The sequence below is a fragment of the Maribellus mangrovi genome (assembly GCF_037646455.1).
Taxonomy (GTDB): Bacteria; Bacteroidota; Bacteroidia; order Bacteroidales; family Prolixibacteraceae; genus Draconibacterium; species Draconibacterium mangrovi_A.
This window is the reverse complement of record NZ_JBBIXN010000004.1, coordinates 215,989-231,307: the sequence shown is the minus strand read 5'-3', so window position 1 is coordinate 231,307 and position 15,319 is coordinate 215,989. Positions and strand designations below refer to the sequence as shown.

The following is a 15,319-nucleotide window of genomic DNA, read 5'->3' as shown; positions in this document are numbered from 1 at the left end:
ATGGAACCAAGAACCTGCCTCGAATGTGGCGAACCTTTAAAGGGACGTGCCGATCAAAAATTTTGTAACGACCTGTGCCGAAATGCCTATAACAACAAAAAGCTGGGCCGCGCATCGAATTACATGCGCAAGATCAACAGGTTGCTTAAAAAGAATCATGGCATTCTGAAAGAGCTTAATCCGAACGACAAAAGTACTACCTACCGCAGCACCCTTGAAAAACAGGGTTTTAGTTTCGACTATTTTACCAACACCTACGTTACTAAGAGCGGCCGGGTGTATTATTTTGTTTACGATCAGGGCTATTCCGAACTGGATAACAACAAGTTTGTGCTGGTGCGAAAGGAAGATATCTGATTTAACGCAGTTTTACCTGCATGATCACCGGATTGCCACTCGCCTCAATTTTGTTTTGCAAACGGGCAAAACGTCGTTCTTTTTTATTCGAGATCTTGTGACCGCTAACTTTATAGGCCGTAATCGGGATGAACAATTCATCCTTCTCCGAAAGATAGGTTACCTTATCCCAAACACCGCCATCGATATCGTTTATTCCATGACCAAAATAGCGAACACTACCGTATTTCTTATTGTAAATAGCTGTAGTAGAATTCGATCCCACCCAGTAGGTTAGAAAAATGTAACGTTGGTTTTCGTGGTAGTTTCGCACGATTACATGTTCATTCTCGCGTAAATAACGAAGCGTTTCATTATCATCGCGTTCGCCAATGCTATCGCACAACTGCGAAAAAGTGGGAAGGCTGCTGCTCCTGAACTCATACAGCGGAGATTTCTGTTCGTTTGTGAACGCAAATACAGTATCGTTTAAAACCGAATAAAAATGAATGCCGATCTTCTCAACGTTTTCAACCTCCGAATAGGTCGTTCGAAGCACTTTTTCGGGCAAAACCTTACCCATGTTTTCGTTAGTTCCCGAAGACAAGCGATGAAGAGAGGCACCTAAACTGCTCTCGTTAACGGCATAAAAATGTTCGTCGGCCAAAAAGAACTTCTTTGCAACAATAGTTTCACGTACCAGTTGTTGCAGGTATTCTCCATTTTTCGAGATGACGTGTACTCCATTTTCGGCAAGCACTGCAAATCCATTTTTATAACTAATGATATCCTTGGGATTTTTGATTTTGGTCGTTCTATCTCCAACCAGTTCAATCACATATTCACCATTTTTGGTGAAACGCCAAAAGCTGCTTTTCCCCGACATCCGGTGTTTAACAATCAGATTCTCGCCAATTACATTAATGTTTTCTATTTCACCCATTGTTAAATTTGCCTCAGCCACTTTTAATTCCAGGTAATCAATTTTACTTGCAAAGCTTGAAATAGGAAGTATATCGGTAGATTCCTTTAACTCGATAAGTTTTACCTTTTCGTTGTTGGTTGCTGTTTGCGAACAGGCAAAAAACAAGGGCAAAACAAGCAGTAAAACACTGTTTTTCAAATTCATAAATAGTTAATCAAAATAAATAAAGGCCAAAGAAAACTACAACAGATCAAAAACCGTGCCCGCGTGAAAAAGATTTAACAAAGATTAATACGGCTTTGCAGGCCTCATGATACGAACTGACATTACTGACCGAAACAAAAACAAATGTAAAAATGCGCACTTTTTATTTGGAAATCACACAAAAGCAATTCAATTTTGAAGAACAACTTTATAAACTAAAAATCAAACTGAAATGAAAAAACTGATTGGCTTAAGCTTATTATTCGTATTGATCGGAACTGCTTGTCTGGCTCGAAATTCAAACGAATCGGATGAACTGCTTGGAAAATGGAAATACCAGGTTGAATCGGCACCTTATGGTTACGAAGCCGGAACACTGGTTTTTTCTGCTTCCGAAGGTAAACTGCTCGGCAAAGTCCTGCTGGCCGAAAACAACAAGATCGATCTTCAAAATGTAAGTTATGCTGAAGGTGAACTGAAATTCGGACTTTATGTAGATTACGACTACATAACCATAAAAGCAAAGATTCAGGGAGACAAACTGGAAGGAACAGTGAATTCTCCGGAAGGTCCAATGAAAATAACAGCCAAAAAAATCATTAAAGAATAACAGAACGAGGCGCCTGATCGGGTGCCTCTTCCCTTCTATTCACTGCTTTTTCTGAGTATCATGGAACTTTCTAGTACAAAATCGAAATTCAAATCCTGGCTGGTAATTCTTTCAGCCATACCAGCTTATATTGTGATTCTTGCTCTGCTGCAAATTGCATTCGGGGCTATCCTTGCCCTTAGTACTAATCATCAACTTATTGATCTTGCTGCACTAGACAGAGACTATCCAATGATCTGGCAATTGATTTCTGTATTAGCGCAACTTATGGCAGCACTTGCCATCATTTTTATTTACTGGGTGAAGATTTTTAAAAATTCAATCAGATCTATTGGATTTGAGCTCTCCGGTTCAACCGGTAAAGAACTTGTTCTGGGATTTTTATCCGGAATTTTTCTTATTGGAGCTATTTTTCTTGTTTTGTTGCTCACCCGTCAGATTGAAATAACCGACTTCGAATTTTCAACAAAATATTTTTTGTTTTACATACTGTTTTACCTACTTGTATCATTTCACGAAGAACTTTTATTTCGTGGTTATTTACTGGGTACCACAATGCAGGTGGCAAATAAATACATCGTCCTCTGTATTTTTGCATCACTATTCTCTTTTGTGCATTTCTTAACCAACGACTTTTCTTTGTTACCCATCATCAACATTTTTCTGGCAGGTATTATTTTGGGCCAGTACTACATCAACACCAAAAGGCTGTGGTACAGTATATCGTTGCATTTTACCTGGAACTTTTTTCAGGGACCAGTTATTGGATCGAATGTTAGCGGCAACAAAAATATGCAATCGATCATTCAGCAAGACCTGCCTGGGAAAGAATGGATCACCGGTGGTGCATTTGGTTTTGAAGGTTCGGTAATCATGACCTTGCTGTTGATCCTGCTGATCGTCTATTTTGAATTATACCTTCGTAAAAGAGAGAGAGTTTCTGCGCAATAAAAAAGGCCCCAAACGGAGCCTTTCTCAATATTATTATAATAAAACAGCTTTATTCCTCAAGTTTTATCACCTCGCTGCCTGCCAGCAGAAAGGCTCCTGTTCCGTAAACTTCCCAACTGTCGGGTCCGAAATTCTTTTTAGGATCCTGACCAATTGGCTGGCACCAACCAACATGTCCGTCAGGTTGAATCAAACCATTCAATCCGATCCAGGCTTTTTTAACGGCCGGCAAATATTCATCTTTATCCAAAATTCCATTGTTGATTCCCCAGGCGAGAGCGTAAGTATAGAATCCCGATCCGCTTGCTTCGCCTCCAGGATACGACTCGGGATCGAGCAAACTTGAGCGCCACAGACCATCTTCCTGTTGCAGCCCCACAATCGCAGCCGCCATTTCTTTATAATTCTGCACATAAAAATCGCGGTTTGGATAATCGGCCGGCAATTCTTCAAGTACGCGAACTAAACCTCCCATTACCCAGCCGTTCCCGCGCGACCAGAATATTTTTTTTCCGTTAGCTTCTTTCCGCTCTTTGATTCCCGGAGTGTTCCACAAATAGCTCATATCGCGGGCATACAAATGGTATTCCTCGTCCCAAAGCAGATCGTAAGTTTCTTTCCATAGTTTATCAGAAAGTTTCAAATACTTATCCTCGTCTAATGTAATGCCAAGCTTTACAAATGCCGGTGGAGCCATGAATAAGGCATCGCACCACCACCAGGTTTTCTCGTAAATTCCTTCGGCTTCGTATGGAGTAACCATAAATTTCTCCATAGTTTCGGCAAAAGGTTTAATCATTTTTTCGTCTTCCGAAACCCTGTACATATCAATGTATGTTTGGCAAATGGCATGGTCATCAGCATGATGCAAACGTGGTCCGGGTTTCCAGTCGTTGGCTTCTCCCATTTCGTACATGGCATCCCAAACTTTTTTAGAGTCTAAAGTTTCGTACGCAGCAAAAACACCGGCATAAAAAGCACCGTTGGTCCAGTCGTACAACTGGTGTTTCGGGTGTTCGAGCTGCCAGTCGAGCGCTCGTTTCATCGTTTTTTTGATGTACTTATCCTTAAAAAGCTTTTTGGTATTCTTATCGCCCGCCGAAACGGTGGCTGTGATCAATACAATGATCAAAAAGGTAAGATTAATTTTTCTCATGAATTTTTAATTTTGTGCAAAAATATACAACGCCACTTAGTTTGCAAGTTTTTAATCAAGTACTCGAGCGAAATCGGAACGCTCCAATGTAAAATTAAAATTGCTAAATTATAAATTAATGGATCATACGATGGTTCAATACAAATTTATAACTATACTTGTGACAAATAATTGAAATGATAACAAGAACAGGACATCACGGCCATCATGGAATTATCCAACCAAGCGGTAGGCTGTAATTGTTTTGTATATTCATAACGATATTTTAAAAGGCTTGCCGGGAGGTGAGCCTTTTTTGTTTTTAATAAGTTCTGTGGAAATATTAAGAACACCCCCCATTTCGGAAATGGCCCGATCAAGTCGTGCCACTTTCCTCAATTGTCCCTCTAAATTAGGGGGACAGTTTGAGCCGGAAGCTCCGCTTGACGGAGATGAAGGTGAAAACAGGGGGTACCAAAACAAGATTTATAACAGTTAACAACAATAAAAAATGGACAACAAAATTAAAATTGCTATTCAGACAAAAGGAAGATTAAATGAAGACACGATGAACCTGATCAACGAAGCGGGAATCGGGCTGAGTGTTGGTAAGCGCAAACTGGTATCGGAAGCCAAAAATTTTCCGATGGACGCCTTGTTTCTTCGCGATGATGACATTCCGCAAACCGTAGCCGACAATGTTGCCGATATTGGCGTAGTTGGCGAAAACGAAATGGCCGAAAAAGATGAGAATGTAGTGATTGCCAAACGACTGGGGTTCTCAAAATGCAGGCTTTCGCTGGCCATTCCTAAATCAATCGACTATCCAGGCATTGAGTTTTTCAATGGTAAAAAAATTGCCACCTCCTACCCTGTTATACTGAAGAAGTTTCTGGACGAAAACAACATTAATGCAGAAATACACGTGATTTCCGGTTCTGTTGAGATTGCTCCGGGAATCGGACTGGCCGATGCTATTTTCGATATTGTAAGTTCGGGCTCAACACTGGTAAGCAACCGATTAAAGGAAGTAGAAGTGGTTATGAAATCGGAGGCGGTACTGATTGCCAATCCCAACCTTTCGCCCGAAAAGCAGGAAATACTGGATGAATTGATTTTCCGTATTGAATCGGTGCAACGTGCCGAAGGTAAAAAATACATCCTGTTGAATGTTCCTAACGAAAAAATTGAAGAAATTACTGCCTTATTGCCGGGCATGAAAGCACCGACTCTTGTTCCGCTCGCTAAAGAAGGCTGGAGTTCCATGCACTCTGTAATTTCCGAGGACGATTTTTGGGAAGTGATTGGCCGCCTGAAAAAAGCCGGAGCCGAAGGAATTTTGGTTGTACCCATTGAAAAGATGATTTTATAAATTCATACTTACAAAACAACAAGTGACAACAAGGCAACTCATACTTTTTACTATACCGGCTCTCATCTGGGGGTCCACATGGTATGCCATCAAGTTTCAACTTGGTACAGTCGATCCTTTGCTTTCGGTTTCCTACCGTTTCTTACTGGCCGGCCTATTCTTACTAGTATTTTGCCTGGCTACCGGAAAACGAATGAGATTCAATCTTAACGAGCACCTGCTGATGGTTCTGCTTGGCCTGAGTTTATTCGGCATTAATTATTGGTTCGTTTATCAGGCAGAATCCGTTTTAACCAGTGGTGTGGTGGCCGTTATCTTTTCGTTGATTATTCTATTCAACATTTTCTTTAACGCCATCTTACTAAAAGGAAAAATTAAAACAGATGTTGTTATTGCGGCTGTTCTGGGAATTTCAGGTACGGCCTTACTTTTTTATAACGAATTGGATTCGCTGCACATCGAACGTGAAAATGTAGTTGTATTGTTGTTTTGCTTTGGTGGTCTGATATCAGCGTCACTCGGTAATATTTTATCGGCATACAAACAGCGAAGAAGCATTCCTGTACTTCAGGCAAATGGCTTTGGAATGTTCTACGGAGGGCTGGCGATGTTTTTGCTGGTCGTTCTTCTCCAAAAACCCATTTCTTTCGAAGGCACCTTCAGTTATACTACGTCTTTACTTTATTTGTCGGTATTTGGTTCAATCATCGCCTTCTCGGCATATTTGAAGCTTTTGGGTGAAATTGGTCCCGACAGAGTTGTCTACATTGCACTGATTACGCCTGCAATTGCACTAATAATTTCTTCTGTTTTTGAAGGTTATCGATGGAATATGTTCGCTTTTCTGGGCATAGTTTTACTATTTTCAGGGAATATTATCGCACTACGTTTCAAAAACAAAAAACAAGCAGAGGTAAGTAACGCTGAAGCTACCACATCTATTTCTAAATTGAATAAAATATGAAAACATTTATAAATCCACCGGAGAGCAGCTGGCCGGAGATTCTGAAACGTCCGACCTTTGATGTTTCCGAACTTTACGGAAAAGTACAGGACATTTTAAATGAGATTCGTCGGGATGGAGATGTGGCGCTACGCCGATTTACTGCCAAATTTGATGGTGCGGAGCTGGACGATTTCCTCGTTTCGGAAACTGAAGTAAGTGAAGCAGAAAATCTGGTTGATGATAAACTGAAAAGTGCTATTAACCTGGCCGCTAAAAACATCGAAGCTTTTCATGCAGTGCAAAAGCCGGAGATAAAAAAACTGGAAACTACACCCGGTGTCACCTGCTGGCAAAAAGCAGTGGCCATCGAAAAAGTTGGACTTTATATTCCGGGCGGAACTGCTCCGCTGTTTTCCACTGTTTTGATGCTGGCGTTACCGGCAAAAATAGCCGGCTGCAAGGAAATCGTTTTGTGCTCGCCACCAAATAAGGAAGGGAAAATACATCCGGCAATTTTATATGCAGCAAAAGTGGCAGGTGTCACGCAGGTCTATAAACTGGGGGGTGTTCAGGCCATTGGTGCCATGGCTTACGGTACAGAAAGCGTTCCGAACATGTATAAAATTTTCGGACCGGGAAATCAGTTCGTAACAGCCGCCAAACAACTGGTGAGTATGAACGATGTATCGATAGACATGCCTGCCGGTCCGTCAGAGGTGCTTGTTGTAGCCGATTCAACCTCACATCCGGCGTTTGTGGCTTCCGATCTGCTCTCTCAAGCTGAGCACGGTGCCGACAGTCAGGTGGTGCTTGTGGCCGACTCGCAGGAAACCGTTGAAAAAGTGCTGACAGAGATTGAATCTCAGTTACCCGATCTGCCTCGTATGGAACTGGCTACAAAAGCTTTATCAAACAGTGTATTTATTGTTTTGGAAGATCTAGACATCCAGATAAAACTGATTAACGAATACGCTCCTGAACATTTGATCATCAATACAAAAAACTATAGCGAAATTGCGGATCAAGTAGTAAATGCAGGTTCGGTATTTTTGGGTGAATTCACCCCGGAAAGTGCCGGTGATTATGCCTCGGGAACCAATCACACGCTGCCTACCAATGGCTGGGCCCGTTCCTACAGTGGTGTTAATCTGGATAGTTTTATCAGAAAAATCACCTACCAGGAAATCACCAAAGAAGGGATTCGCAACATTGGACCTGCTATTGAAGAAATGGCAGCAGCCGAGCAACTTGATGCCCACAAAAATGCAGTAACTTTACGTTTGAAGGAGATTTAAAAATGGACATTAATCAACTGCTTCGAAAAAACATACAGGATTTAAAACCTTACTCATCGGCACGAGACGAATACACCGGCGAGGCTATGGTATTTCTCGATGCCAACGAAAATCCATTTAACCAGCCGTACAACAGATATCCCGATCCTTTGCAACGGGCTTTAAAGGAAAAAATAGCCGTTCTGAAGAGTGTAGATCCGCAGCAAATTTTTCTGGGCAACGGTAGCGACGAACCCATCGACCTGTTGATCCGTGCCTTTTGTGAACCAGGTGTTGACAACATCGTCACTATAAATCCAACTTACGGGATGTACCAGGTAGCTGCCGATATATCGGGAGTAGAAATCAGGAAGGTTTCGCTCACTCCGGAATTTCAGCTCGATGTGGATGCATTGTTGGCAGCGACTGATGAAAATACCAAACTGATATTTCTGTGTTCTCCCAACAATCCTACTGGGAACAGCCTTGATAAAAAGCAAATATTGAAGGTGGCCGAGCGGTTCAAAGGCCTGTTGATTGTGGATGAAGCCTACATTGATTTCGCACCGGGAAAATCCTTGTTACCGGAGTTGGAAAAATTCTCCAACCTTGTCGTTTTACAAACCTTTTCAAAAGCCTGGGGAATGGCTGGGATAAGATTGGGAATGGCCTTTGCCTCGAAGGAAATTACAGGAATCCTGAATAAAATAAAATATCCTTACAACCTGAATATTTTGACCCAACAAAAAGCTCTCGAATTGCTTGGTCAGTATGAACAGGTTAAAGAGTGGGTAAAACTGCTGATTGAAGAACGCGGAAAAGTTGCGCAGGAACTTAAAAAGCTACCATTTGTAGTTGAAGTTTACCCCTCCGATGCTAATTTCCTGCTTGTAAAAATGCACGACGCTCGCGGAGTGTACGACTACCTGGTTGAAGAAGGCATTATCGTGCGCGACCGCTCGAAAGTACATCTGTGTACCGACAGCCTGCGCATCACAATCGGTGTAAACGAAGAGAACAATATCTTGTTAAATACTTTGAATAATTTGATATAAAATGAAACGAGTCCCGACAGCCCGGGACGAATTACATGAGTTACCTTGAAAAACAAACAATTTTAAACGAATGAAAAAAGTACTATTCATAGATCGCGATGGAACTTTAAATTTTGAAACGCCGGATGAACAAATCGATGGGTTCGAAAAACTGGAGTTTTTGCCCAAAGTATTCCGGAACATGTACAACATTCAAAAAAACCTGGACTACGAATTGGTAATGGTTACCAACCAGGATGGACTGGGAACAGAATCGTTTCCGGAAGACACATTTTGGCCGGTACACAATTTCATCCTGAAAGCCTTTGAAAACGAAGGAGTGACTTTCGACGATATTTGTATCGATCGTCATTTCCCGGAGGATAAATCCAGTACGCGCAAACCGGAAACCGGAATGCTTACTAAATATTTGGAAGGCGATTACGACCTGGCGAACAGTTACGTGATCGGCGACCGGCTTACCGATATTCAACTAGCTAAGAACCTTGGAACAAAAGGTATCCTGATCAACAACGGCGACCTGGTTGAGGAATTGGGAAAACAAGGACTTGCGGATACCTGTGTACTGATCACGGAAGACTGGGACGATATTTATGCCCGGGTAGCCGCACCCGACAGAACAGCCAAAGTAAACCGCGACACGAAAGAAACAAAAATCAGTGTTGAGCTTAACCTCGACGGTTCGGGAGTATGCGAAATATCAACCGGGCTGGGCTTTTTCGATCACATGTTGCACCAAATCGGCCGCCACTCCGGTGTCGATCTGAGCATCAAAGTAGAAGGCGACTTAGAAGTGGACGAACACCACACCATTGAAGATACCGGACTGGCACTGGGTGAAGCATTTAAAATTGCAGTTGGAAATAAACTGGGAATGGAGCGTTACGGATTTTGCCTGCCAATGGATGACTGTCTGGCACTGGCTGCCATCGATTTTGGAGGCCGCCCGTGGTTGGTTTGGGAAGCTGAATTTAAACGCGAAAAAGTGGGCGATATGCCTACCGAAATGTTCATGCACTTTTTTAAGTCATTTTCTGATGCGGCTTTATGCAACCTGAATATTAAAGCAGAAGGAAGCAACGAACACCATAAAATCGAGGCCATTTTTAAGGCCGTGGCCAAGGCAATAAAATTTGCCATTCGACGCGATGTTTTTAATTTCGAACTGCCTTCAACAAAAGGAAAGTTATAACAACCGAATTTTGAAAATATGAAAACCATAAAACCACTTCACGAAAAGAAGAATACAGCCATGCTGCTTATTCACTGCCCCGACAGGCAGGGAATTCTGGCCACCGTAACCGAATTTCTGAATAAAAACCGTGGTAATATTATTTACCTCGACCAGCACGTCGATCGTCAGGAAAAGATTTTTTACATGCGGGTAGAATGGGAACTGGAAAATTTTGCCATCCCGGCCGATAAAATCGGTGAGTATTTCGAAACGCTAATTGGCACACCACTGCAAATGAACTGGAAGATCTATTTCTCGGATGCTGTTCCGCGAATGGCACTTTTTGTATCGAAAATGCCACATTGTCTGTTCGATATACTGGCACGCTACACCGCAGGAGAGTGGGATGTTGAAATACCGCTGATCATCAGTAACCACGAAAAATTAAAACCCGTTGCCGAACGGTTTGGAATTGATTTTTACCACTTCCCCATTACAAAAGAAAACAAGGCCGAACAGGAAGCCGCCGAGATAAAACTTCTGAAAGAGAAAAAGATCGATTTTATTGTTCTCGCGCGCTACATGCAGATTCTTTCGGGTGACTTTGTAAAACAGTTCCCGAACCGGGTCATCAACATACATCATTCGTTCCTGCCTGCGTTTGCAGGTGCCAAACCCTACCATGCAGCCCACGAACGTGGAGTAAAAATTATCGGTGCTACCAGTCATTATGTAACCAGCGAATTAGACGCCGGACCGATTATCGAGCAGGACGTTACGAGATGTAGTCATGTTGATACCATCGAAAAATTGATCAGAAAGGGTCGCGACCTCGAAAAAATTGTACTTTCGCAGGCAGTATACAAACACCTTCAGCGAAAGGTACTGGTGTACAATAATCGAACGGTGGTGTTCAATTAATATCGAAATAAATTACATCATGAATAAACTACTGATTTTAGTAACCTTTATCCTCCTCACTATGAATTCATTTGCACAACTTTCAGAGATTCCTGAAAAGGAAATTCCTGAAGATTATGGTTACATTGTCAAGATCGGTCAACAGTTGCCCGACATTTCGATGAAACTGACCGATGGTAGCCAAGTGACCGGTGCCGACTTAAAAGGCAAAGTAGTAATGCTCCAATTCACAGCAAGTTGGTGTTCGGTATGCCGCAAGGAAATGCCGCATATCGAATCACAGATCTGGCAGAAACACAAAAACAATAAGGATTTTGTATTGATCGGTGTGGACATGGACGAACCGCTGGAGAAAGTGAAAAAATTCAAAGAAGACATTAAAGTGACCTATCCGCTCGCCCTGGATCCGGGCGCTGGAATATTCTACACTTTTACAGCAAAAGGAGCCGGCGTAACACGAAATGTCATCGTCGATAAAAGCGGAAAAATAGTGTATATGACCCGCCTGTATAAAGAAGAAGAGTTCAAGGAAATGGTAGATGTAATTGATTATTTACTCGCCAACTAAAACCAGGTGTCGGATATTTGATTCCGAGTACCAGATTCATATAACTCTGAACTTTGATCTCTGAACTTTAAACTCAGCAGGATGAACATCGTCATTATAAAATACAACGCAGGGAACATTGAATCGGTGAATAACGCACTGAACCGATTGGGTGTAAATGCCGAGATAACGGCCGATCACAAAAAGATCAAAAAAGCCGACAAGGTGATTTTTCCGGGTGTTGGCGAGGCCAGCACAACCATGGCCTATCTTCGCAAGCAGGGGCTCGATAAATTGATTGTGTCTCTAAAACAACCGGTGCTGGGTATTTGCTTGGGGCTGCAGCTGATGTGTTCCCACTCGGAAGAAAACAACACGGATTGTCTTGGAATTTTTGATGAAAAAGTAAAACGCTTTATTCCCAAACCCGGCGAGGAGTTTGTTACAAAAGTTCCGCACATGGGCTGGAATGCCATAAGTGTTTTAAAAAGCGAATTGTTAGCTGGCATACCGGAGAACGAATACGTATATTTTGTGCATTCGTATTACGCCGAAAAAAGCGAGCATACCATAGCTACCTGCAATTACATCAATCCCTTTAGTGCAGCGCTTCACAAGGATAATTTTTATGCCACTCAGTTCCACCCGGAAAAAAGCGGAACGATCGGAGCAAAAATTCTGGACAATTTTTTGAAAATTTAGTCGTAAATTGAAGTATGGATAGACTCACAATCATAAAAGTTGGTGGCAAAGTTGTGGAAGAAAGCGAATCGCTGAATGCCCTGCTCGATCAATTCAAAAAAATATCGGGAAACAAATTATTGGTTCATGGTGGTGGAAGAACAGCCACTTTAATTGCTAAAAACCTGGGCATTGAGACTGAAATGGTTGATGGCCGTAGAATTACAAGTGCCGAAATGCTCGAAGTGGTCACTATGGTTTATGGCGGCCTCGTTAATAAAAAAATTGTTGCAGCTTTACAGGCTCGCGGAATGAACGCAGTTGGACTTACCGGAGCCGACTTTAACCTGATTGAAGCCCACAAACGCCCTGTAAAAGAAGTTGATTACGGATTCGTTGGCGACGTTGACGATGTAAATGTTTCGGAACTTCGGTTGCTGATCGATGAAAATGTTGTACCAGTCGTGGCACCGCTTACCCACGATGGCAAAGGTCAGATCCTGAATACAAACGCCGACACCATAGCTGCTGAACTAGCTACAGAATTAGCTAATTATTACAACGTTTACCTCTTTTATTGTTTCGAGAAAAAAGGTGTTCTGAGCAATCCCGAAGATGATCATAGTGTAATTTATGAACTTGACAAGCAAAATTTTGCTCAATATGCACAAAGCGGTGTCATCAGCGAAGGAATGATCCCAAAACTCGATAACGGATTCAGAGCCAAACAAAAAGGTGTACGTGAAGTGCTGATCACCAATGCCGAAAATATTAGCAGCGGACGTGGGACACGCCTGATATAGCAGCATTTACTCCGGCCAAAAGACTTCCATCATTTAACTCCCAGGGCCATCAAATCATAATACAACCTGATAGTTCCTGCTTCAGTTTACTTGGACAAATTATAAACAATAGTTCACCGTTAAAATTATTGGTTCCGTACTTTTTCATCTTGGAATAATTTATTAAGTTGAGCTGCTTAAGCTTGAGCATCGGTTGTTGTGCCAAATAAAACGGGCCAAACCATAAAGGACTAAATTACAGCATTTTAACATGGCAAAGGTAGTAACCAAAACTTGTAATAATTGTGACCAGCATAGCGAGGGTTGTTGTAAAACGTGTATCGATACACATAAAAACAACATTTTCGCACCGCTTACCATGGAAGAAATTGAATTTCTTGTGGATGAAAAAAAACAAATTAATTACCACGTTGGTGAAACCATTGTTAAACAAAATACCTCGTCGACAACCGTTATTTGTATACGCGAAGGGCTGGCCAAACTTTATGTTGAAAGCAACAACGGCAAAAATGTAATTGTACGTATTGGTAAAACCGGTGATTTTATTACCGGAGGCGGTCTTTTTAACGGTAGTGTACAACATTTCAGCATAGCCGCTTTAACCGACGTTAAGTGCTGTTTGATCGATTCTTCGAAACTCACAAAACTGTTTGAGCAAAACAGCGATTTCGCAGTTCGTTTACTCCGAAATCATACCAAACAAAACAATTATTTGTTAAAAAAACTGGTCGATCATACCCAGAAATATATGCCCGGTCGGGTGGCCGATACTTTGCTGTATTTAAAGGCTGAAATTTTCAACTCTTCAAGCTTCGAAGTGCCACTTACGCGCCAGGAATTAGCCGAAATGTCGAACATGACAAAAGAAAGCTTTGTGCGAATACTTCACCAGTTCAAAGATTCTAAAGCTATTGATGTTAAAGGAAATACGATAAATATAATCGACGAAAGTTCATTAACATCGATCAGTAAAAACGGTTGATTGACATATATCAACTCCAGTACTGTTTAATATCAATTTCCACATTCTTTTATATCACTACACCCCCCCTATTTCATAAGCGTTACACTGTTATTTTTACCCTAAAATTAAGAATAACAAAAATTTCAATTACCTAATCTATTACGTTATGAAATACAAATCATTCACAAAACTTTTATTACTGGCCTTTGGCCTAGTATTTATGTTGGCATCATGTACCAAGGAAGGACCAATGGGACCGGCCGGAGCTGACGGCGCAGATGGTGCTGACGGAACAGATGGCACCGACGGTGTTGACGGAAACCTTTCATGTCTTGTTTGTCACTCGGCCGAAACGATGGATGCAATTACCACGGCATTCGAAATGCATGCGCATAATGAAGGCGGATCATGGGGTCGCGGAACTTCGGCATCTTGCGGACGTTGTCACTCAAGCGATGGTTTTGTTGAGTTTGCAAGATCAGGAGAGGAAATTGGAGCTGCTGTTTCAACACCCTTAACCTGTAAAACCTGCCACGTCAATCATAGCAGTTTAGAAGATGATATACCAGCTCCTGTAAGAGAACTTGGTGTAGTCGAATTCATTGCTGTACCTGGAACTGATTGGGACTATGAAGCCGGTAATTTATGTGCTACCTGTCACCAGGCTCGTAGACCTCATACTGATTATTATTCATCAGAAGCAACAACAGCCACTCGTACATTCACCGGTGACGACATTGCGGTTTATCAAGCCCACGGTGCTGTAGGACCTAATGGAACAAAAACTTTAAATGCTACCGAAGATACCTTAACTGTAGTATTTGATGTACCTACGACTCACGTTTACACCAATAGTACACATGCCGGACCACACCACGGTCCACAAGCAAATATTATCGCTGCCAATATTGGTACACAAATGGGTACTCCATTTGAACAAGCACACCACCAATGCGTGAATTGTCACATGCATGGAGAAGACGGTGCCTCAGGTCACTCTTTCGAAGCAGATCTCAATATGTGTAACGAATGCCACGGTGACCTTGTTGACGTAGAAGGCGAACAAGATGCTATTGCTGCAAGAATGGCTGCTGTTGAAGCTGCTTTAGAAGACCTCGGTGCCATACATGTTGCTGAAGACGGAGTACATCCTATGTACGCTTCTTTACCAAAAGCCCAGTGGGATGCATTTTGGAATTTCATGTGCTTATGGGAAGACAAGAGCCACGGAGTACATAACTTCGGTTATGCAAGCCAACTTTTAAACCAGGCTGAAAATGCTTTAGGTATAGAGTAAGAAGCTCTACTGTTGTTACAATAATTTGAAAAAATAACAAAGTCGGATATCTTTTTAAATTATATCCGACTTTTTAAAAATCAATACTCATGAGGACATTGAAATCTCTTTTATCACTATTCGT

General features: G+C 41.9%; 17 protein-coding genes. 15 read left to right on the top strand and 2 right to left on the bottom strand.

Annotated features, from left to right (window positions below; all coding sequences use genetic code 11):
* Positions 1-357, top strand: coding sequence for a hypothetical protein (locus WFY05_RS16430; RefSeq protein ID WP_340113995.1), 357 nt, complete (start codon positions 1-3; stop codon positions 355-357).
* Position 358: 1 nt separating this feature from the next.
* On the opposite strand, the gene WFY05_RS16425 is transcribed toward WFY05_RS16430, so the two are convergent.
* Positions 359-1,465 (bottom strand): DUF4934 domain-containing protein, encoded by a 1,107-nt coding sequence (locus tag WFY05_RS16425; RefSeq protein WP_340113994.1) that lies wholly within the window; start codon positions 1,463-1,465, stop codon positions 359-361.
* A gap of 232 nt (positions 1,466-1,697) precedes the next feature.
* Between WFY05_RS16425 and WFY05_RS16420 the strand changes: the two genes are divergently transcribed.
* Positions 1,698-2,075: a hypothetical protein gene (locus tag WFY05_RS16420; protein ID WP_340113993.1), complete on the top strand. Its 378-nt coding sequence runs from the start codon at positions 1,698-1,700 to the stop codon at positions 2,073-2,075.
* 60 nt (positions 2,076-2,135) lie between these two features.
* Positions 2,136-3,026 (top strand): CPBP family intramembrane glutamic endopeptidase, encoded by an 891-nt coding sequence (locus tag WFY05_RS16415; RefSeq protein WP_340113992.1) that lies wholly within the window; start codon positions 2,136-2,138, stop codon positions 3,024-3,026.
* A gap of 49 nt (positions 3,027-3,075) precedes the next feature.
* Here the strand turns inward: WFY05_RS16415 and WFY05_RS16410 are convergent, their stop codons facing one another.
* The gene (locus tag WFY05_RS16410; protein ID WP_340113991.1) at positions 3,076-4,182 is read right to left on the bottom strand and encodes a glycoside hydrolase family 88/105 protein; all 1,107 of its coding nucleotides are present in this window, start codon (positions 4,180-4,182) and stop codon (positions 3,076-3,078) included.
* Positions 4,183-4,495: 313 nt separating this feature from the next.
* Between WFY05_RS16410 and WFY05_RS16405 the strand changes: the two genes are divergently transcribed.
* The 12 genes from WFY05_RS16405 to WFY05_RS16350 all read left to right on the top strand — a co-directional run bounded on the left by WFY05_RS16405 (position 4,496) and on the right by WFY05_RS16350 (position 15,195).
* Entirely contained in the window at positions 4,496-4,660 is a 165-nt protein-coding gene (locus tag WFY05_RS16405; protein WP_340113990.1) for a hypothetical protein, read from the top strand.
* A 12-nt stretch (positions 4,661-4,672) separates the two neighbouring features.
* The gene (gene hisG / locus WFY05_RS16400; RefSeq protein ID WP_340113989.1) at positions 4,673-5,533 is read left to right on the top strand and encodes an ATP phosphoribosyltransferase; all 861 of its coding nucleotides are present in this window, start codon (positions 4,673-4,675) and stop codon (positions 5,531-5,533) included.
* Positions 5,534-5,555: 22 nt separating this feature from the next.
* Entirely contained in the window at positions 5,556-6,497 is a 942-nt protein-coding gene (locus WFY05_RS16395; RefSeq protein WP_340113988.1) for a DMT family transporter, read from the top strand.
* Positions 6,494-7,774, top strand: a complete 1,281-nt coding sequence (gene hisD / locus WFY05_RS16390; protein WP_340113987.1) for a histidinol dehydrogenase — start codon at positions 6,494-6,496, stop codon at positions 7,772-7,774. The genes WFY05_RS16395 and hisD overlap by 4 nt, the downstream gene beginning before the upstream one ends.
* A 2-nt stretch (positions 7,775-7,776) precedes the next feature.
* Complete coding sequence (gene hisC / locus WFY05_RS16385; protein WP_340113986.1) at positions 7,777-8,808, top strand: histidinol-phosphate transaminase; 1,032 nt, start codon at positions 7,777-7,779, stop codon at positions 8,806-8,808.
* A 70-nt stretch (positions 8,809-8,878) separates the two neighbouring features.
* Entirely contained in the window at positions 8,879-10,000 is a 1,122-nt protein-coding gene (gene hisB / locus WFY05_RS16380; protein ID WP_340113985.1) for a bifunctional histidinol-phosphatase/imidazoleglycerol-phosphate dehydratase HisB, read from the top strand.
* A gap of 18 nt (positions 10,001-10,018) precedes the next feature.
* Entirely contained in the window at positions 10,019-10,903 is an 885-nt protein-coding gene (purU, locus tag WFY05_RS16375) for a formyltetrahydrofolate deformylase (protein WP_340113984.1), read from the top strand.
* Positions 10,904-10,922: 19 nt separating this feature from the next.
* On the top strand, positions 10,923-11,471 hold the full coding sequence (locus tag WFY05_RS16370; protein WP_340113983.1) for a TlpA family protein disulfide reductase: 549 nt from the start codon (positions 10,923-10,925) through the stop codon (positions 11,469-11,471).
* Between the two features lie 81 nt (positions 11,472-11,552).
* Positions 11,553-12,152, top strand: coding sequence for an imidazole glycerol phosphate synthase subunit HisH (gene hisH / locus WFY05_RS16365; protein WP_340113982.1), 600 nt, complete (start codon positions 11,553-11,555; stop codon positions 12,150-12,152).
* 14 nt (positions 12,153-12,166) lie between these two features.
* On the top strand, positions 12,167-12,934 hold the full coding sequence (argB, locus tag WFY05_RS16360; RefSeq protein ID WP_340113981.1) for an acetylglutamate kinase: 768 nt from the start codon (positions 12,167-12,169) through the stop codon (positions 12,932-12,934).
* 250 nt (positions 12,935-13,184) lie between these two features.
* On the top strand, positions 13,185-13,916 hold the full coding sequence (locus WFY05_RS16355; protein ID WP_340113980.1) for a Crp/Fnr family transcriptional regulator: 732 nt from the start codon (positions 13,185-13,187) through the stop codon (positions 13,914-13,916).
* 148 nt (positions 13,917-14,064) lie between these two features.
* Complete coding sequence (locus WFY05_RS16350) at positions 14,065-15,195, top strand: hypothetical protein (RefSeq protein ID WP_340113979.1); 1,131 nt, start codon at positions 14,065-14,067, stop codon at positions 15,193-15,195.
* Positions 15,196-15,319 lie beyond the last annotated feature (124 nt).

Bases quoted from the DNA above. Each gene is read 5' to 3' on its own strand.
- WFY05_RS16430 (WP_340113995.1), top strand. From the start codon at position 1: ATGGAACCAAGAACCTGCCTCGAATGTGGCGAACCTTTAAAGGGACGT.
- WFY05_RS16350 (WP_340113979.1), top strand. From the start codon at position 14,065: ATGAAATACAAATCATTCACAAAACTTTTATTACTGGCCTTTGGCCTA.
- purU (WP_340113984.1), top strand. From the start codon at position 10,019: ATGAAAACCATAAAACCACTTCACGAAAAGAAGAATACAGCCATGCTG.
- WFY05_RS16420 (WP_340113993.1), top strand. From the start codon at position 1,698: ATGAAAAAACTGATTGGCTTAAGCTTATTATTCGTATTGATCGGAACT.
- hisB (WP_340113985.1), top strand. From the start codon at position 8,879: ATGAAAAAAGTACTATTCATAGATCGCGATGGAACTTTAAATTTTGAA.
- hisD (WP_340113987.1), top strand. From the start codon at position 6,494: ATGAAAACATTTATAAATCCACCGGAGAGCAGCTGGCCGGAGATTCTG.
- WFY05_RS16355 (WP_340113980.1), top strand. From the start codon at position 13,185: ATGGCAAAGGTAGTAACCAAAACTTGTAATAATTGTGACCAGCATAGC.
- WFY05_RS16410 (WP_340113991.1), bottom strand. From the start codon at position 4,182: ATGAGAAAAATTAATCTTACCTTTTTGATCATTGTATTGATCACAGCC.
- WFY05_RS16415 (WP_340113992.1), top strand. From the start codon at position 2,136: ATGGAACTTTCTAGTACAAAATCGAAATTCAAATCCTGGCTGGTAATT.
- hisG (WP_340113989.1), top strand. From the start codon at position 4,673: ATGGACAACAAAATTAAAATTGCTATTCAGACAAAAGGAAGATTAAAT.
- argB (WP_340113981.1), top strand. From the start codon at position 12,167: ATGGATAGACTCACAATCATAAAAGTTGGTGGCAAAGTTGTGGAAGAA.
- WFY05_RS16425 (WP_340113994.1), bottom strand. From the start codon at position 1,465: ATGAATTTGAAAAACAGTGTTTTACTGCTTGTTTTGCCCTTGTTTTTT.
- WFY05_RS16370 (WP_340113983.1), top strand. From the start codon at position 10,923: ATGAATAAACTACTGATTTTAGTAACCTTTATCCTCCTCACTATGAAT.
- hisH (WP_340113982.1), top strand. From the start codon at position 11,553: ATGAACATCGTCATTATAAAATACAACGCAGGGAACATTGAATCGGTG.
- hisC (WP_340113986.1), top strand. From the start codon at position 7,777: ATGGACATTAATCAACTGCTTCGAAAAAACATACAGGATTTAAAACCT.